This window comes from Mycolicibacterium monacense, from assembly GCF_010731575.1.
GTDB classification, from domain to species: domain Bacteria; phylum Actinomycetota; class Actinomycetes; order Mycobacteriales; family Mycobacteriaceae; genus Mycobacterium; species Mycobacterium monacense.
Map to the genome: position 1 here is coordinate 1,460,418 of NZ_AP022617.1, position 17,502 is coordinate 1,477,919.

A 17,502-nucleotide genomic window follows, 5' to 3' on the forward strand; every position below is an offset into this window, starting at 1 on the left:
GGCTCAGCGCGGCGGGCTCTGGCCGGCGTCCACCTCGAGCAGCGTGTCGGCGCTGTCGCGGGTGAGCTGCCAGCCGCCGTCGGGGGTCCTGGCGAACTCCATCGGGAACGTGAAGTCGCCCCCCGTGCGGCCCGGCGGCGTCCGGGCGATCACGGTGGCCACCACATCGACACCGCTCGCCGTCCACGCCAGGTCGGCGGCGTCGAAGGTCATCGGGTGATAGCCGTTGTCGGCCAACGCCTTGCCGAAGCGGTCGAGCGCCGCCGCATCGCCGGGCCCGGAATCCTCGATCAGGACGAGTTTCTCGGCGCCCGGCACGTTCGGGTCGGCCAGCCGGTACAGCACGTCGGTCAGCGCGCTCGGTGGTGGCAGCGGTGCCGGGACCGGAGGCGCCGGTGGCGCGGCCGGGCTGGACGCGACCGGCGACGGCGGCGGAGCCGGCGGATTGTCGCTGCCGCACCCGCTGAGACCCAGGGAAAGGCCGAACGCCGCCACCACGAGGGTGACGGCGCTTCGGACGTCTGCGGTCATGGTGCGTTGCGGCACCGACGGACGGCTCAGCCGACCGCCGAGAGCAGGTTCAGGGCCGAGCCCTTCGACACCTGCCAGCCGCTCGGGCTGGGGCCGGCGACGAACACGATGTTCTGCGTGGCGGTGCCGCCGGTGGCCGCGGTCGCGGTGACGTCGGCCGTGGCCACGCCGCCGTTCTGGTCGACGTTGGCGATGCTGAAGCTCAGCGGGAACTTGCCCTGCGCAGCGGCGTTGCTGTACGCGCGGTCAGCGGTGATCGCCTCGAAGCGACCGATGCCGCCCTGGATGAAGGGCGCCTTGCCGCGGAACGAGCCCGGCCCGGCGAGGGCCTGCAGCGTCTGGGTCAGCGGACCCGCCAGGTCGGGCGCCGGGACCTGCGGCATCGGTACGCCGAACACGACGGGCGACACGGCGGGGGAGGCCACCGTATTCGATGCAATGGAGGTCACACCTGCCGCTCCACCAGCTACTACAGCTGCTGCTGCAACGCCGGTTACGAGGGTTTTCAGGGTCACGGCTGTCCTTTCGATCTGTCTAGCTCGAATCCGAGGTTAACAGTGCTGCGGGTGTGTCGAATCCCTACGCCGCACACAAAGTCTGAATCGCCGGTAGCGTTGAAGTTGTTACTGCACCACTATTCGGTGTGGGAAAGGGGCGCAACATGAGTGAGTCACAGCGTCACGAAGCCAGAGAAGACGGTTTCACGACACCCCATGAGTCCGGCCTGTCCAGTGAGGACGCCGCGGAGCTGGAGGAGCTGCGCCGCGAGGCGGCAGCCCTTCGCGAGCAGCTCGAGAACGCGGTAGGCCCGCAGAGCGGTCTGCGCAGCGCCCGTGACGTCCACCAGCTCGAAGCGCGCATCGATTCGCTCGCCGCGCGCAACGCCAAGCTGATGGACACGCTCAAGGAGGCCCGCCAGCAACTGCTCGCGCTGCGCGAAGAGGTCGACCGGCTGGGGCAGCCCCCGAGCGGTTACGGCGTCCTGCTGGCCTCCCACGAGGACGACACGGTCGACGTGTTCACCTCCGGGCGCAAGATGCGGCTGACCTGCTCACCCAACATCGACGTCAAGGCGCTCAAACAAGGTCAGACCGTCCGCCTCAACGAGGCGCTCACCGTGGTCGAGGCGGGCACCTTCGAGGCCGTCGGCGAGATCAGCACCCTGCGCGAGATCCTCTCTGACGGGCACCGGGCGCTGGTGGTCGGCCACGCCGACGAGGAGCGCATCGTCTGGCTGGCCGAGCCGCTGGTGTCGGTCGAGCACCTGCCCGACAACGAGGTGGCCGGCCCCGAACTCGACGATGACCGGCCCCGCCGGCTGCGCCCGGGCGACTCGCTGCTCGTCGACACCAAGGCCGGTTACGCGTTCGAGCGAATCCCGAAGGCCGAGGTCGAGGATCTGGTCCTCGAAGAGGTGCCCGACGTCAGCTACAGCGACATCGGCGGCCTGACGCGGCAGATCGAGCAGATCCGCGACGCCGTCGAGCTGCCGTTCCTGCACAAGGACCTCTACCGGGAGTACTCGCTGCGCCCGCCCAAGGGTGTGCTGCTCTACGGTCCGCCCGGCTGCGGTAAGACGCTGATCGCCAAGGCGGTGGCGAACTCACTGGCCAAGAAGATGGCCGAGGTGCGCGGCGACGACGCCCGCGAGGCGAAGAGCTACTTCCTCAACATCAAGGGCCCCGAGCTGCTCAACAAGTTCGTCGGCGAGACCGAGCGCCACATCCGGCTGATCTTCCAGCGGGCGCGTGAGAAGGCCTCCGAGGGCACCCCGGTGATCGTGTTCTTCGACGAGATGGACTCGATCTTCCGGACCCGCGGCACCGGCGTCAGTTCGGACGTCGAGACGACGGTGGTCCCGCAGCTGCTCAGCGAGATCGACGGCGTCGAGGGTCTGGAGAACGTCATCGTGATCGGCGCCTCCAACCGCGAGGACATGATCGACCCGGCGATCCTGCGGCCCGGCCGCCTGGACGTGAAGATCAAGATCGAGCGGCCGGATGCCGAAGCGGCACAGGACATCTTCAGCAAGTACCTCACCGAGGAACTGCCGGTCAACGAGGACGATCTGGCCGAGTTTGGCGGCGACCGGTCGCTGACGATCAAGGCGATGATCGAGAAGGTCGTCGACCGGATGTACGCCGAGATCGACGACAACCGCTTCCTCGAGGTCACCTACGCCAACGGCGACAAAGAGGTCATGTACTTCAAGGACTTCAACTCGGGCGCGATGATCCAGAACGTCGTCGACCGGGCCAAGAAGTACGCGATCAAGTCGGTGCTCGAGACCGGGCAGAAGGGTCTGCGCATCCAGCATCTGCTCGACTCGATCGTCGACGAGTTCGCCGAGAACGAGGACCTGCCCAACACCACCAACCCGGATGACTGGGCGCGGATCTCGGGCAAGAAGGGCGAGCGGATCGTCTACATCCGCACGCTGGTCACCGGCAAGAGCAGCAGCGCGAACCGGGCGATCGACACCGAGTCGAATCTCGGCCAGTACCTGTAGCGTTCGACCGTCGGCGGCCCGTCACCGGATTCCGGTGGCGGGCCGCTTCCCGTTTCAGGGGTGCCCGGCACCGCTGCCCGCCCCGCCCCGATCCGCGTCACCTACGCTGAGGTCATGCAGCGGATCATCGGAACCGAGGTCGAATACGGTATCTCCTCACCGTCCGATCCGACCGCCAACCCGATTCTGACGTCGACGCAGGCAGTGCTGGCCTACGCCGCCGCGGCCGGCATCCAGCGCGCCAAGCGCACCCGGTGGGACTACGAGGTGGAGTCGCCACTGCGCGACGCCCGCGGGTTCGACCTGAGCCGTGCCTCCGGCCCGCCGCCGGTGGTCGACGCCGACGAGGTGGGCGCGGCCAACATGATCCTGACCAACGGCGCACGGCTCTACGTCGACCACGCACACCCCGAGTACTCCGCACCCGAGTGCACCGATCCGCTGGACGCGGTGATCTGGGACAAGGCCGGGGAGCGGGTGATGGAGGCCGCGGCGCGCCACGTCGCGAGCGTGCCGGGTGCGGCCAAGCTGCAGCTGTACAAGAACAACGTGGACGGCAAGGGCGCCTCCTACGGGTCACACGAGAACTACCTGATGAGCCGGCAGACCCCGTTCTCGGCGGTGATCGCGGGTCTGACCCCGTTCCTGGTGTCACGCCAGGTGGTCACCGGATCGGGCCGCGTCGGTATCGGGCCCTCGGGTGACGAACCCGGATTCCAGCTGTCCCAGCGCGCCGACTACATCGAGGTCGAGGTCGGGCTGGAGACCACGCTCAAACGCGGCATCATCAACACCCGCGACGAACCGCACGCCGACGCCGACAAGTACCGGCGCCTGCACGTCATCATCGGCGACGCCAACCTCGCCGAGACGTCGACCTATCTCAAGCTCGGTGCCACCTCCCTGGTCCTCGACCTCATCGAGGAGGGAATGGATCTGTCGGACCTCGCGCTGGCCCGCCCGGTTCACGCCGTGCACGTGATCAGCCGGGATCCGTCGCTGCGGGCGACGGTCGCGATGGCCGACGGCCGTGAGCTGACCGCACTGGCGCTGCAGCGCATCTACCTCGACCGGGTGGCCAAGCTGGTGGACAGCCGCGACCCGGATCCGCGGGCCGCGCACGTCGTCGAGACGTGGGCCGAGGTGCTGGACCTCCTCGAGCGCGACCCGATGGAGTGCGCCGAGATCCTCGACTGGCCGGCCAAACTGCGGCTGCTCGAAGGGTTCCGGCACCGGGAGAACCTGGGGTGGTCGGCGCCCCGGCTGCACCTGGTGGATCTGCAGTACTCCGATGTCCGACTCGACAAGGGGCTGTACAACCGACTGGTCGCCCGCGGGTCGATGAAGCGTCTGGTCACCGAACAGCAGGTGCTCGACGCCGTCGACAGCCCGCCCACCGACACCCGTGCCTACTTCCGCGGTGAGTGCCTGCGCCGCTTCGGCGCCGACATCGCCGCGGCCAGTTGGGACTCGGTCATCTTCGACCTGGGCGGCGATTCGCTGGTGCGGATCCCGACGCTGGAACCGCTGCGCGGCAGCAAGGCGCACGTCGGGGCACTGCTCGACTCGGTCGACAGCGCCGTCCAGCTCGTCGAGCAGCTCACCGCCACATAGGCGTCCATCCCCAACGCCCGGCTATCCCGGGCATTTCGGGCGTCGACCGGTAGTGTGGAGGAACCGGCGGGTGGCTGTGAGCCCGTCGATGACAAGTGCAGGAGGCGGCGATGGCGCAGGAGCAGACCAAGCGTGGCGGTGGCGGCGGCGAGGACGACGACCTCTCCGGCGGCGCAGGTGCCGGGCAGGAACGTCGCGAGAAGCTCGCCGAGGAGACCGACGACCTGCTGGACGAGATCGACGACGTCCTCGAGGAGAACGCCGAGGACTTCGTGCGCGCTTACGTCCAAAAGGGCGGACAGTGACCTGGCCGCACTTCGAGCAGCTGGCCTTTCCTGACCTTTCCCGACATTCGTCCCACTCCACGACCCGAGGGGTTCCCTCCGTACCCATGGACTTGTCGTCCTTCTCCGACATGCTGCGCCGTCAGGCGCCCCACCTGTTGCCGTTCCGCGGCGACGCCTCGCTGACCCCCACCGACGCGGTGCCGCACGGCACCACGATCGTCGCGCTGAAGTTCCCCGGCGGCGTGGTGATGGCCGGTGACCGGCGCGCCACCCAGGGCAACATGATCGCCAGCCGCGACGTGCAGAAGGTCTACATCACCGACGACTACACGGCGACCGGCATTGCGGGCACCGCCGCCATCGCGGTGGAGTTCGCCCGCCTGTACGCGGTGGAACTCGAACACTACGAGAAGCTCGAAGGCGTCGCGCTGACGTTCGCGGGCAAGGTCAACCGGCTCGCCACCATGGTGCGCGGCAATCTCGGTGCGGCGCTGCAGGGTTTCGTGGCCCTGCCGCTGCTGGCCGGCTTCGACCTCGACGACCCCGACCCGCAGGCCGCCGGGCGCATCGTGTCGTTCGACGCCGCGGGTGGACACAATCTCGAAGAAGAGGGTTTCCAGTCGGTCGGATCGGGCTCCATCTTCGCCAAGTCGTCGATGAAGAAGCTCTACCACCAGGTGACCGATGCCGACTCGGCGCTGCGGGTGGCGGTCGAGGCGCTCTACGACGCCGCCGATGACGATTCGGCCACCGGCGGACCGGATCTGGTGCGCGGCATCTTCCCGACCGCGGTGCTGATCACCGCCGACGGGGCCGAAGAGGTCACCCAGGAGCGGATCGCCGGACTGGCCCGCGAAGTCATTCAAAACCGTTCCCGCGCCGACACTTTCGGCCCTGACGCGCATGCGCCGCGAGGTACAGATTCGTGAGTTTCCCGTATTTCATCTCGCCCGAGCAGGCGATGCGCGAGCGTTCCGAGCTCGCCCGCAAGGGAATCGCCAGGGGCCGCAGCGTGGTCGCGCTGGCCTACGCAGACGGGGTCCTGTTCGTCGCGGAGAACCCGTCGCGGTCACTTCAGAAGGTCAGTGAACTGTACGACCGCGTCGGCTTCGCCGCGGTCGGGCGCTTCAACGAGTTCAACAACTTGCGCAGCGGCGGTATCCGGTTCGCCGACACCCAGGGGTATGCGTATTCGCGCCGCGACGTGACCGGCCGACAGCTGGCCAATGTCTACGCGCAGACGCTCGGCACGATCTTCACCGAACAGGCCAAACCCTACGAGGTGGAGCTGTGTGTGGCCGAGGTCGCGCATTTCGGCGAATCCAAAGCGCCGGAGCTCTACCGGATCACCTACGACGGGTCGATCGCCGACGAACCCCACTTCGTGGTGATGGGCGGCGCCACCGAGCCGATCATCGCCAAACTCAACGACTCCTACACCGAGAACGCCGAACTCGCCGACGCGGTGCGTATCGCGGTCGACGCCCTCGAGTCCGGCGGTAACGGGGCCGAGCGACGCACGCTCGGCCCGTCGACTCTGGAAGTGGCGATCCTGGACGCCAACCGGCCCCGGCGGGCGTTTCGCCGGATCACCGGATCCGCACTCGAAGCGCTTCTGCCGCAGCGGGATGCGGAGGCGTCGGCGGATGCCGGCGCGGCGGACAAGCCCGCCGAGTAACCGGCGGCGTCAGCGCCGCCAGGCGGAGTGCAGGATCGCGGTGAGCGCGGCGATCCGCGCCGTCCGCACCACACCCACCAGGGGGCGCAGCGCATCGCTGGCGATCTGCACCTCTGAGGAACTCTGCAGGCCGATCGGCATGAGTCCCGAACTCACCGTGATGATCGCGTCGACGTGGGCGGCGTTCTCCAGCACCCGTTCGGCGCGATTCGGTGCGTGGTCGGGCAGGCGGTGGCCGCGCCCCGACTCCAGCACCTGTTCGACCAGACCCCGCGGATCGTCGACGTCGGCGCCGGCCATACCGGCGCGCAGTGCGGTGAGGGCCTCGGCGGCCGCCCGCACCGCCGAACGCAGTTCGTACTCGGCCTCGCCGAGGTCGATGTGCGGGGCGGGCGGTGTCGCGGGGGCCGAGTAGACCGTCCACGACAGCGCCGACACCTCCGGGTCGAACTCGGGATCGTCGCTGTCGTCGTCGAACTCGAAATCCGGGACCAGACCCACGGCGGTCGACGGGAGGTGCGGGTCGGTGACGATGAGGGCCTCGCCGACGGCGATCGCATCGCGCTGGAACTGGGTGCCCGCGGGCAGTCCGCGCACATCGCCGGGGACCGGCAGGGCGACCGAGACCGACGGTCCCGACGGTGCGGGACCGGCGGCGGTGCGCAGCGTCTGCAGCAGCGACACCGCGCCGGTGCCGTTGAGATCAGGCCACGGCAGACCGGTCCGGCCCGCCGCGGCGGAGTCGTAGGCGGTCACGGAATGCCTTGGCGCCCAATGGGAGAGCGAGTCGAGCACGTCATCGGGCGCGGCGGTTCCCGCGAGCCACGAATTGGCCCACACCGCCAGCGTTGCACTGGGACACCACATGATGCCCGCAGTGTAGTTGTTCGCCGCTGTGTGGGCCGGTCACGCGTTAGGCTGGCGTCATGCCCGTTTGGCTGATCTGGCTCGTCCTCGCGATCGTGCTGGCCGGGGCAGAAGCGCTCACCGGGGACATGTTCCTGCTGATGCTCTCCGGTGGGGCGCTGGCGGCGACCGGGACCAGTTGGCTGTTCGACTGGCCCATCTGGGCCGACGGTGTGGTGTTCCTGCTGGTTTCGGTGCTGCTGCTGGGAGTGGTCCGGCCAGTGCTGCGCAGACGCTTCTACGCCGGGACCGGGCTGCCGGAACCGGCCAAGGCGCTGGAGGGCAAGACCGCGCTCGTGCTCGACCGCGTCGCCCAGCACGCGGGTCAGGTCAAACTCGAGGGCGAGGTCTGGACCGCCAGGCCCCTGGACGACAACGATGTGTACGAACCGGGCGACCAGGTGACCGTCATGCGGATCGACGGCGCCACCGCGGTCGTCTGGAAGAACCCCTGAGCCGAAGGGAAGTCTGCCGTGGATGGAGCCGTCGCCGGCCTGGTCCTGCTGTTGGTGCTGGTCGTGTTCGCCGTCGTCGTGGTGGCCAAATCGGTCGCGCTGATCCCGCAGGCCGAGGCCGCGGTCATCGAGCGTCTCGGCCGGTACAGCCGCACCGTAAGCGGCCAACTCACGCTGCTGATCCCGTTCATCGACAAGATCCGCGCCCGGGTCGACCTGCGTGAGCGGGTGGTGTCCTTCCCGCCGCAGCCGGTGATCACCGAGGACAACCTGACGGTCGCCATCGACACCGTCGTCTACTTCCAGGTCACCAACCCGCAGGCGGCGGTCTACCAGATCAGCAACTACATCGTCGGCGTCGAGCAACTCACCACCACCACGCTGCGCAACCTCGTCGGCGGTATGACGCTGGAACAGACGCTCACCTCGCGCGACCAGATCAACACCGCGCTTCGCGGGGTGCTCGACGAAGCCACCAACCGGTGGGGTCTGCGGGTGGCGCGCGTCGAACTGCGCGCGATCGACCCGCCGCCGTCGATCCAGGACTCGATGGAAAAGCAGATGCGCGCCGACCGCGAGAAGCGGGCGATGATCCTGACCGCCGAGGGCAGCCGGGAGGCCGCGATCAAACAGGCCGAAGGGCAGAAGCAGGCGCAGATCCTGTCCGCCGAGGGCGCCAAACAGGCCGCGATCCTCGCCGCCGAGGCCGAACGGCAGTCGCGCATGCTGCGGGCGCAGGGCGAGCGTGCCGCCGCGTACCTGCAGGCCCAGGGGCAGGCCAAGGCGATCGAGAAGACGTTCGCGGCGATCAAGGCGGCCCGGCCGACCCCCGAACTGCTGGCCTACCAGTACCTGCAGACGCTGCCGGAGATGGCCAGGGGTGAGGCCAACAAGGTCTGGGTCGTGCCAAGCGATTTTGCCGGTGCGCTGGGCGGGTTCACCAAGCTGCTGGGGGCGCCCGGTGAGGACGGCGTCATCCGCTACACCCCCTCGCCCGACGAGGGACGGCCACCGGCGGAGGACGACTCCGAGGAAGTGGCCGACTGGTTCTCCACCGAGACCGACCCGGCGATCGCGCAGGCGGTCGCCAAGGCCGAGGCCGAGGCCCGCACCCCGATCGAGGGTCCCGGGCTGCTGTCGTCCACCGAGCCGCCCGGCCAGTTGGGCGCACCCCGCCCCGGTGTCACCGACCAATGAGCGCGCTCGGCTCGAAACGGACCTACGCCGCACTCGCGGCGATGCAGGCCGCCGACGCGGCGGCGTGTGTCAAACCGATCGCGCCGATCAAGAAGGCGCTCGACGACGTCGGGCTGCCCGAAGAGATTCGACCGCTCATCCCGGTGGTCAAGGCCGCCAGCGCGGTCGGACTGCTGTCGGTGTTCGGCTGGCCGCCGCTGGCCCGGATCACCACCTTCATGCTGACGGTCTACTTCGTACTCGCGGCCGGTTCCCACGTCCGGGCCAGGGATTGGAGCCCGGGTCTGGCCGCGGCCTCGTCGCTGCTCGTGCTGTTTGGCGCGATGACCGTGAAGGGTCCCGACGTCAGGACACCGTGACCGGTGCCGGTCTGCGCCGCTGTACGCGGTTCTCGTAGAGCAGGACGAAGACGCCGATGCTCGCGGTGGCGGCCGAGATCAGCACCAGCAGTGGGTTGACGCGGCCGGTGAGCGCATCGCCGAGGACCACAACCGCCGCCGTGCCCGGCAGCAGGCCGAAGAACGTCGCCAGCGAATAGGGGAGCAGGCGCACCGCCGACGCACCCGCCGCGTAGTTCAGCACGGCGAACGGCACAGCCGGGATCAGCCGCAGAGCGATCACCGACGGCCAGCCGCGGCGCCGTAACCGCACGTCGATCCGGTCGACCGCGGGATGGCTGACCAGGTTGTTCAGCTGCCAGCCCAGTGCGCGGACGAACAGCACCGCCAGCAGCGCGCTGACGGTGCTGGCCGCGACCGCGATCGCGATGCCGAGCAGCGGGCCGAACAGCAGACCGGCGGCGAGGGTGAACGCCGTGCGGGGGAACGGCAGCGTCGTCACCACGATGTGGGTGGCCAGGAAGACCAGCGGAAACCAGGCGCCCACCGACGTCGCCCAGTCCCGCAGCTCCAGCGCGTTCGGGATCGGCACCCACCAGGCCACTGCGACGAGAATCACAATCGCCGCGGCGATCGCGATGAGGCGCCGACGGGGAACCTGCAGGGCGGCGGCGGCCACCGTGGCCCGCACCGCCTGCACTGCCTGCAAGGTCCTGACGACGGCTTTCACGTTCACCAAGCCTACGGCCACATGCCGTCGCGCGGGGTCCGGCACGTCGGCCGACCGGCGGGCAGCGCGGTGACCGCCATCATTTAGCCTGATGGCGGATACGTCAGTCACACGCTGCGACAACAGGAGATGCCGGTGTCTGTGCAGGGGGCCAGTGCTGTCGAGTCCGGTCTGGAGCAGTGGCGCTCCGCAGTGGCGGGGGTGTTGGCGAAAAGCACCCGCAAGGACCCCGCCGACCTGCCCGCCGAACCCGACCGGCTGCTCGATTCGCCGACCTACGAGGGTTTCGCGATCCGCCCTCTCTACACCAGCCTCGACGAGTTGCCCGAGCCGCCGCTGCCGGGCCAGTGGCCGTACGTGCGCGGCGGTGACGCCCTGCGTGACGTCAAGTCCGGGTGGAAGGTGGCCGAGACCTTCCCGGCCGTGCCGAGCAGCGCCGACGAGGCCAACGGCGCGATACTGCTCGGCCTCACCGAAGGCGTCAGCGCACTGGTACTGCGCGTCGGCGCCGACGGCGTCGCCCCGTCCGACCTGGGACGGCTCCTCGAATCGGTGTTCCTCGACCTGGTCCCGGTCCAACTCGACGCCGGCACCGAATACGCCGCGGCCGCCGCAGCCCTCCTGCCGCTGCTGACCGATCTGGACGCCGAACAGCGCGAACGACTTTCGGTGGACCTGGGCGCCGACCCCCTCACCGCACCGTTCAGCGACCGGCCCGCACCCGAGGTGGCCGACGTGGTGTCCATCGCGGCCGGGGTCACCGGACACGGCGGGCATGTGCGCGCCATCACCGTCGACGGGCCCGCGCTGCACAACCGCGGGGCGAGCGCCTCATGGGAGTTGGCGGGTGCCGTCGCGGCCGGGGTGTTGTATCTGCGGCTGCTCGACCAGGGCGGCCTCGACATCGTCGACGCCGTGCGCCAGATCAGCTTCCGCTTCGCCGCCGACGACGACCAGTTCATGACCATCGCCAAGCTGCGGGCCGCCCGGCTGCTGTGGGCTCGCGTCTGCGAGGTCGTCGGCGCCGCGGACGCGGGTGCGGCCACCGTCCACGCGGTGTCGTCGCTGCCGATGATGGCCCGGCGGGATCCGTGGGTGAACATGCTGCGCACGACACTCGCGGCGTTCTCCGCGGGTGTCGGAGGCGCGGACACCGTGCTAGTGCACACCTTCGACGTGGCGATCCCGAACGGATTCCCCGGCACCTCGAGCACGTTCGCACGCCGCATCGCCCGCAACACCCAGCTGCTGCTGCTCGAGGAGTCCCACATCGGCCGGGTACTCGACCCGGCCGGTGGTTCCTGGTTCGTCGAGGACCTGACCGCGCAGCTGGCCGAGCAGGCATGGAAACACTTCCAGGACATCGAGTCGCGCGGCGGGTTCGTCGCCGCACACGACCACATCGCCGAGCAGATCGCCGACGTCGCCGCCCGCCGCGCCGACGACATCGCACACCGCCGCACCGCGCTGACCGGCGTGAACGAATACCCGAACCTCGAGGAACCCGCGCTTCCGCCCGGCGAGGCGTTCACCGCGGTCGCCCGCTACGCGGCCGGGTTCGAAGCGCTGCGCGACCGCTCCGATGCGGTTCTGGAGAGCACCGGCACGCGCCCGAAGGTGCTGCTGCTGCCGCTGGGGCCGCTGGCCGAACACAACATCCGCGCGACGTTCGCCACCAACCTGCTCGCCTCCGGTGGGATCGAGGCCGTCAACCCGGGCTCTGTCGGCGCCGCCGATGTGGCCCGGGCGGTGTCGGCCGCGGGCAACCCGTCGGTCGCCGTCATCTGCGGCACCGACACCCGCTACGGCACCGACGCCGCCGCCGTCGTCGCGGCCGCCCGCGAGGCGGGTGTCACCCGCGTCTATCTGGCCGGCCCCGAGAAGGCCCTCGCCGAGGCGGATCCCAAGCCGGACGACTACCTGACCGCCAAGATCGACGCGGTCGCGGTCCTGTCGAACCTCCTCACCCGATTGGGGGCCTGACTGCTATGACGGTCAACGATGTCGCCGGCAAGCCGGCTCCGGAAACCACCGGGGTAAGGAGCTTCGCCGACGTACCGCTCCACGGTGAAGGCACCGGCGCACCCGCGACCGAGGCCGCCGTCGCCGCACACATCGAGGCCGCGGCCGCCGCGCACGGGTACACCCCCGAGCAACTCGACTGGGTGACGCCGGAGGGCATCGACGTCAAACCGGTCTACGTCGCCGCCGACCGCGCCGCCGCCGCCTCGGCCGGATACCCGCTCGACTCGTTCCCGGGCGCACCGCCGTTCCTCCGCGGGCCGTACCCGACGATGTACGTCAACCAGCCCTGGACCATCCGCCAGTACGCCGGCTTCTCGACCGCCGCGGAGTCCAACGCGTTCTACCGCCGCAACCTGGCCGCGGGCCAGAAGGGCCTCTCGGTGGCCTTCGACCTGGCCACCCACCGCGGCTACGACTCCGACCATCCGCGGGTGCAGGGCGACGTGGGCATGGCCGGGGTGGCCATCGACTCCATCCTCGACATGCGCCAGCTCTTCGACGGCATCGACCTGTCATCGGTGTCGGTGTCGATGACGATGAACGGCGCGGTGCTGCCGATCCTGGCGCTCTACGTCGTGGCCGCCGAGGAGCAGGGGGTGCGGCCGGAGAAGTTGGCGGGGACCATCCAGAACGACATCCTCAAAGAGTTCATGGTCCGCAACACCTACATCTATCCGCCCAAGGCATCGATGCGGATCATCAGCGACATCTTCGGTTACACCAGCACCAAGATGCCGAAGTTCAACTCGATCTCGATCTCCGGCTACCACATCCAGGAGGCCGGGGCGACGGCCGATCTGGAGCTGGCCTACACGCTGGCCGACGGCGTCGAGTACATCAAGGCCGGCCTGGACGCCGGGCTCTCGATCGACAAGTTCGCGCCGCGACTGTCCTTCTTCTGGGGCATCGGGATGAACTTCTTCATGGAGGTCGCCAAGCTGCGCGCCGGCCGACTGCTGTGGAGCGAACTGGTCGCCGAGTTCGACCCGAAGAACGAGAAGTCGCTGTCGCTGCGCACCCACTCGCAGACCTCGGGTTGGTCGCTGACCGCACAGGACGTGTTCAACAACGTCGCCCGCACCTGCATCGAGGCGATGGCCGCCACCCAGGGGCACACCCAGTCGCTGCACACCAACGCCCTCGACGAGGCGCTCGCGCTGCCAACCGACTTCTCGGCCCGCATCGCGCGCAACACCCAGCTGCTGCTGCAGCAGGAGTCCGGAACCACCAGGCCGATCGACCCATGGGGTGGGTCGTACTACGTCGAGTGGCTGACCCACCAGCTGGCCACCGCCGCCCGGATGCACATCGGTGAGGTCGTCGCCCATGGTGGTATGGCGCAGGCGATCAGCGAGGGCATCCCGAAGCTGCGCATCGAGGAGGCCGCGGCCCGCACCCAGGCCCGTATCGACTCCGGCGCGCAGACCGTCATCGGCGTCAACAAGTACCAGGTGACCGAGGACCACGAGATCGAGGTGCTCAAGGTCGAGAACAGCCGGGTGCGCGCCGAGCAGCTCGCCAAGCTGCAGCAGTTGCGCGCCGACCGTGACGAGGACGCGACCCGCGCCGCGCTCGACGAGCTGACCCGGGCGGCCGGTGCGCAGGGGTCAGCCGGGGAGGACGGGCTGGGCAACAATCTGTTGGCGCTCGCGATCAACGCCGCCCGCGCCAAGGCGACCGTGGGGGAGATCTCCGACGCACTGGAGAAGGTCTACGGCCGCCACGTCGCCGAGATCCGCACGATCTCCGGCGTCTACCGCGACGAAGCCGGGAAGGCCACCAACATCTCTTCCGCAACCGAACTCGTGGAGAAGTTCGCCGAGGCCGACGGCCGCCGGCCCCGCATCCTGGTCGCCAAGATGGGGCAGGACGGCCACGACCGCGGCCAGAAGGTCATCGCGACGGCCTTCGCCGACATCGGTTTCGACGTCGATGTGGGTTCGTTGTTCTCCACGCCCGACGAGGTCGCCCAGCAGGCCGCCGACAACGACGTGCACGTCGTCGGTGTCTCGTCGCTGGCCGCCGGTCACCTCACGCTGGTGCCCGCGCTGCGCGACGCGCTGGCCGCGGTCGGCAGGCCCGACATCATGGTGGTGGTCGGCGGGGTCATCCCGCCCGGCGACTTCGACGAGCTCTACGCCGCAGGGGCCGCCGCCATCTTCCCGCCGGGCACCGTGATCGCCGACGCCGCGACCGGGCTGCTGCACAAACTCGCCGAACGGCTCGGCTACGACCTGAACGCCTGACATGGCGGCCCCGACCGTCGCCGAGCTGTCCGCAGCGATCCGCAGCGGTGACCGGTCGGCGCTGGCGAAGGCGATCACCCTGGTCGAGTCGACGCGCGCCGACCACCGCGAGCAGGCCCAGGAGCTGCTGCTGGAGCTGATGCCGCAGGCCGGCTCCGCCATGCACGTGGGCATCACCGGCGTGCCGGGGGTGGGGAAGTCGACGACCATCGAGGCGCTCGGCATGTACCTGATCGAGCAGGGGCACCGGGTGGCCGTGCTGGCGGTGGATCCGTCCTCGACCCGCACCGGCGGCTCGATCCTCGGCGACAAGACCCGGATGGCGAAACTCGCCGTGCACCCCGATGCCTACATCCGTCCGTCGCCGACCTCCGGCACACTCGGCGGGGTCGCCAAGGCCACCCGCGAGACCATCGTGCTGCTCGAAGCCGCGGGCTACGACGTCATCCTGGTCGAGACCGTCGGGGTGGGGCAGTCCGAGGTCACGGTGTCGAACATGGTCGACACGTTCGTGTTCCTCACTCTCGCCCGCACCGGTGACCAGCTGCAGGGCATCAAGAAGGGCGTGCTCGAACTCGCCGACATCGTCGTCGTCAACAAGGCCGACGGCGAGCACGCCATCGAGGCGAAATCCGCCGCGCGTGAGCTGACCGCCGCACTGCGGCTGATCTACCCGCGCGAGACGCTGTGGCGTCCGCCCGTGCTGACCATGAGCGCACTGCACGGCGACGGGCTGCGCGAGCTGTGGGACAAGGTGCTCGAACACCGCGACGTGCTGCGCGAGGCCGGGCAGTTCGAGAACCGCCGACGCGCACAGCAGGTCGAGTGGACGTGGTCGATGGTGCGTGACGCGGTCCTCGACCGGGTACTGAACAATCCCGAGGTGCGCCGGATCCGCGCCGAAGTGGAACGGCAGGTCCGCGACGGCGAGCTCACCCCGGCGCTGGCCGCGCGCCGGATTCTCGACGCAGCGCACTGAAGCGGTGGCTGACCTGGTCGTTAACGCTTCAATAACGCTCTGTTTAAGTGCTGGTTCGGCGGGCTAGATTCGTAGCTGTGAGCAACCTCTCAGCGCGAGGCGACGGCACCGCTCTCCCGCACGGCGTGCAGGGCGCGGCGGACCGTAACTTCGCGTGCACGCTCCAGGGCTTCTCGCAGCTGTTCCCGGGTCGCCGGTTCGGAGGCGGCGCACTGTGCATCTACCTGCACGGGGAGCCGGTGGTCGACGTCTGGACCGGCTACTCGGACCGGCGCGGCAGGCAGTACTGGACCGCCGACACCGGGGCCATGGTCTTCTCGGCGACCAAGGGGATGGCCGCCACGGTCATCCACCGCCTCGTCGACCGCGGTCTGCTCGAATACGACGCGCCGGTCGCGCGGTTCTGGCCCGAGTTCGGCGCCAACGGCAAGGAGCGGATCACCGTCCGTGACGTGATGCGCCACCGCGCGGGGCTGTCGCATCTCAACGGGGTCCGCAAGGAGGATCTGCTCGACCACCTCGCGATGGAGCAGCGGCTGGCGGCGTCTCCGGTCAACAGGCTGCTCCACGGCCATCCGGCCTACCACGCGCTGACCTACGGATGGTTGGTCTCCGGGCTGGCGCGCGCGGTCACCGGCCAGGGGATGGGCGATCTGATCCGCACCGAACTGGCCGGACCGCTCAACACCGACGGGCTGCATCTGGGCCGCCCGCCGGCCCACGCGCCCACCCGGGCCGCGCAGATCCTCGCCCCGCAGAGCACGCTGGCCAATCCGGTCTTTAACTTCGTCGCCCCCAAGGTCGCCGCCCTGCAGTTCTCCGGGATGTTCGGGTCGATGTACTTCCCGGGCATGAAGGGGGTCGTTCAGGGCGACATCCCGTTCCTCGACGCCGAGATCCCGTCGGCCAACGGTGTCGCGACGGCTCGCGGGCTGGCCCGGATGTACGGCGCGATCGCCAACGGCGGCGTCATCGGTGGTGAACAGTTCCTGTCGTCGCAGGTCGCCGCCGGATTGACGGGCAGACCGAATCTGCGGCCCGACCGCAACATCGGCATCCCGCTCGCCTTCCACCTCGGCTACCACAGCCTGCCGTTCGGGCTGATGCGTGGATTCGGCCACGTCGGGCTCGGCGGATCCGTCGGCTGGGCCGACCCGTCCAGCGGCCTGGCGATCGGCTTCGTGCACAACCGACTGCTCACCCCGATGCTCCTCGACATGGGGTCCTTCGCGGGTCTGAACGTGCTGATCCGGCGCGACGTCGCCCGGGCGCGCCGGCGCGGATTCCAGGTCATACCCGATCTGGGCGCACCGTTCGCGGTGCCCAAGCCGGTTGCCGGGTAGGGTCGCCGACCCCCTCTCAGACACCCTGCGGGTGCGGTTTGTGGGGTATTTCACCACCGCGCGTGACAACGTTTGTTGTCCCTGGGAATGGTTGTCCAGCAGGTGAATTCGCTTTCGCCGTGACAGTTTCCGCCGAGACGTCCCACTGGTGTGTCGGGTCTGTTGAGCCTTTGCTGGTGGCCTGAATCACGTGAACATCGTTATTCGTCCCGCTGTTGCCGTAGTCCGGAAGTCTTGTCGTTCGCACATATTCAGCACACCGGGTGTGCCCACGGCCCATCTGTCCGACCGCAGTGATGTTGACCACGCAAAAACGCCATGCGCTGCTGAAACAAGATCGTCATCACCGCGGCCGAGCTTCTCACTGGTCGCGCGCTGACCCCGTTCGTCGATTTACAGCAACCACATCTGTCACTCGCGGGAGTTTGCTGAGTTCTTGCGTAGCGAAAAACCTGAGAGGAACCCAAGAAAGTGCCAAGATTGACATTAGAGTCAAAATGCGAAATAACTGCAGGTCAACGCGTCGAAGGTTGATGAAACTGCGATCTTGTCCTTGCTCGTGTAACGTTTTGGCCGCGGACATTGATCTAGCAACAGCCGAGGGGGATTTGCTCGGTACTTGCACCGGAGTCGGCGCGAGCGGTTACGCTCCGACTCGGCGCCA

General features: G+C 68.9%; 16 protein-coding genes. 12 read left to right on the plus strand and 4 right to left on the minus strand.

Features of this window, described 5'->3' with window-relative positions:
- Positions 1 to 3 precede the first annotated feature (3 nt).
- Both G6N49_RS06975 and G6N49_RS06980 read right to left on the minus strand, forming a co-directional pair.
- Positions 4 to 531 carry a lipoprotein LppK gene (locus G6N49_RS06975; protein ID WP_011560527.1) on the minus strand — a complete coding sequence of 176 codons (528 nt, stop codon included), beginning with the start codon at positions 529 to 531 and terminating at the stop codon, positions 4 to 6.
- Between the two features lie 26 nt (positions 532 to 557).
- Positions 558 to 1,046 carry an MTB12 family secreted protein gene (locus G6N49_RS06980; protein WP_085975406.1) on the minus strand — a complete coding sequence of 163 codons (489 nt, stop codon included), beginning with the start codon at positions 1,044 to 1,046 and terminating at the stop codon, positions 558 to 560.
- 146 nt (positions 1,047 to 1,192) lie between these two features.
- On the opposite strand from G6N49_RS06980, the gene arc reads away from it, so the two are divergent.
- From arc to prcA, 5 genes are all read left to right on the plus strand, one after another.
- On the plus strand, positions 1,193 to 3,040 hold the full coding sequence (gene arc / locus G6N49_RS06985) for a proteasome ATPase (RefSeq protein ID WP_011560525.1): 1,848 nt from the start codon (positions 1,193 to 1,195) through the stop codon (positions 3,038 to 3,040).
- A 114-nt stretch (positions 3,041 to 3,154) separates the two neighbouring features.
- Positions 3,155 to 4,654, plus strand: coding sequence for a depupylase/deamidase Dop (dop, locus tag G6N49_RS06990; protein WP_041310205.1), 1,500 nt, complete (start codon positions 3,155 to 3,157; stop codon positions 4,652 to 4,654).
- Positions 4,655 to 4,764: 110 nt separating this feature from the next.
- Complete coding sequence (locus tag G6N49_RS06995; protein ID WP_011768278.1) at positions 4,765 to 4,959, plus strand: ubiquitin-like protein Pup; 195 nt, start codon at positions 4,765 to 4,767, stop codon at positions 4,957 to 4,959.
- Positions 4,956 to 5,870: a proteasome subunit beta gene (gene prcB / locus G6N49_RS07000; RefSeq protein WP_011560523.1), complete on the plus strand. Its 915-nt coding sequence runs from the start codon at positions 4,956 to 4,958 to the stop codon at positions 5,868 to 5,870. Before G6N49_RS06995 ends, prcB begins: the two co-directional genes overlap by 4 nt.
- Positions 5,867 to 6,619, plus strand: coding sequence for a proteasome subunit alpha (gene prcA / locus G6N49_RS07005; protein WP_011560522.1), 753 nt, complete (start codon positions 5,867 to 5,869; stop codon positions 6,617 to 6,619). The genes prcB and prcA overlap by 4 nt, the downstream gene beginning before the upstream one ends.
- Positions 6,620 to 6,628: 9 nt before the next feature.
- Here prcA and G6N49_RS07010 read toward each other — a convergent pair whose 3' ends face one another.
- Complete coding sequence (locus G6N49_RS07010) at positions 6,629 to 7,486, minus strand: Rv1486c family protein (protein ID WP_011856008.1); 858 nt, start codon at positions 7,484 to 7,486, stop codon at positions 6,629 to 6,631.
- Positions 7,487 to 7,545: 59 nt separating this feature from the next.
- Here G6N49_RS07010 and G6N49_RS07015 point away from each other — a divergent pair, with 59 nt between their 5' ends.
- From G6N49_RS07015 to G6N49_RS07025, 3 genes are read left to right on the plus strand one after another with little or no spacing between them, the layout of a single operon-like run.
- On the plus strand, positions 7,546 to 7,980 hold the full coding sequence (locus G6N49_RS07015; protein ID WP_011560520.1) for an NfeD family protein: 435 nt from the start codon (positions 7,546 to 7,548) through the stop codon (positions 7,978 to 7,980).
- 18 nt (positions 7,981 to 7,998) lie between these two features.
- The gene (locus G6N49_RS07020; RefSeq protein WP_011856007.1) at positions 7,999 to 9,177 is read left to right on the plus strand and encodes an SPFH domain-containing protein; all 1,179 of its coding nucleotides are present in this window, start codon (positions 7,999 to 8,001) and stop codon (positions 9,175 to 9,177) included.
- Positions 9,174 to 9,536 carry a DoxX family protein gene (locus G6N49_RS07025; RefSeq protein ID WP_011856006.1) on the plus strand — a complete coding sequence of 121 codons (363 nt, stop codon included), beginning with the start codon at positions 9,174 to 9,176 and terminating at the stop codon, positions 9,534 to 9,536. The genes G6N49_RS07020 and G6N49_RS07025 overlap by 4 nt, the downstream gene beginning before the upstream one ends.
- Here G6N49_RS07025 and G6N49_RS07030 read toward each other — a convergent pair.
- Positions 9,523 to 10,245 (minus strand): TVP38/TMEM64 family protein, encoded by a 723-nt coding sequence (locus G6N49_RS07030; protein ID WP_235679496.1) that lies wholly within the window; start codon positions 10,243 to 10,245, stop codon positions 9,523 to 9,525. The genes G6N49_RS07025 and G6N49_RS07030 overlap by 14 nt on opposite strands.
- Before the next feature lie 129 nt (positions 10,246 to 10,374).
- On the opposite strand from G6N49_RS07030, the gene mutA reads away from it, so the two are divergent.
- The 4 genes from mutA to lipL all read left to right on the plus strand — a co-directional run bounded on the left by mutA (position 10,375) and on the right by lipL (position 16,838).
- Positions 10,375 to 12,228: a methylmalonyl-CoA mutase small subunit gene (gene mutA / locus G6N49_RS07035; protein WP_179967738.1), complete on the plus strand. Its 1,854-nt coding sequence runs from the start codon at positions 10,375 to 10,377 to the stop codon at positions 12,226 to 12,228.
- A 5-nt stretch (positions 12,229 to 12,233) separates the two neighbouring features.
- A complete protein-coding gene (gene scpA / locus G6N49_RS07040; protein ID WP_083045079.1) occupies positions 12,234 to 14,516 on the plus strand; it encodes a methylmalonyl-CoA mutase in 2,283 nt (760 codons plus the stop codon).
- 1 nt (position 14,517) lies between these two features.
- Positions 14,518 to 15,495, plus strand: a complete 978-nt coding sequence (meaB, locus tag G6N49_RS07045; protein ID WP_011560514.1) for a methylmalonyl Co-A mutase-associated GTPase MeaB — start codon at positions 14,518 to 14,520, stop codon at positions 15,493 to 15,495.
- Positions 15,496 to 15,572: 77 nt separating this feature from the next.
- Entirely contained in the window at positions 15,573 to 16,838 is a 1,266-nt protein-coding gene (gene lipL, locus G6N49_RS07050) for an esterase/beta-lactamase LipL (RefSeq protein ID WP_041309720.1), read from the plus strand.
- Positions 16,839 to 17,502 lie beyond the last annotated feature (664 nt).

Excerpts from the sequence above, each read along its gene's own strand:
- dop (WP_041310205.1), top strand. The coding sequence starts at position 3,155 with ATGCAGCGGATCATCGGAACCGAGGTCGAATACGGTATCTCCTCACCG.
- G6N49_RS07015 (WP_011560520.1), top strand. The coding sequence starts at position 7,546 with ATGCCCGTTTGGCTGATCTGGCTCGTCCTCGCGATCGTGCTGGCCGGG.
- G6N49_RS07010 (WP_011856008.1), bottom strand. The coding sequence starts at position 7,486 with ATGTGGTGTCCCAGTGCAACGCTGGCGGTGTGGGCCAATTCGTGGCTC.
- scpA (WP_083045079.1), top strand. The coding sequence starts at position 12,234 with ATGACGGTCAACGATGTCGCCGGCAAGCCGGCTCCGGAAACCACCGGG.
- mutA (WP_179967738.1), top strand. The coding sequence starts at position 10,375 with ATGCCGGTGTCTGTGCAGGGGGCCAGTGCTGTCGAGTCCGGTCTGGAG.
- G6N49_RS06995 (WP_011768278.1), top strand. The coding sequence starts at position 4,765 with ATGGCGCAGGAGCAGACCAAGCGTGGCGGTGGCGGCGGCGAGGACGAC.
- arc (WP_011560525.1), top strand. The coding sequence starts at position 1,193 with ATGAGTGAGTCACAGCGTCACGAAGCCAGAGAAGACGGTTTCACGACA.
- G6N49_RS06975 (WP_011560527.1), bottom strand. The coding sequence starts at position 531 with ATGACCGCAGACGTCCGAAGCGCCGTCACCCTCGTGGTGGCGGCGTTC.
- meaB (WP_011560514.1), top strand. The coding sequence starts at position 14,518 with ATGGCGGCCCCGACCGTCGCCGAGCTGTCCGCAGCGATCCGCAGCGGT.
- G6N49_RS07025 (WP_011856006.1), top strand. The coding sequence starts at position 9,174 with ATGAGCGCGCTCGGCTCGAAACGGACCTACGCCGCACTCGCGGCGATG.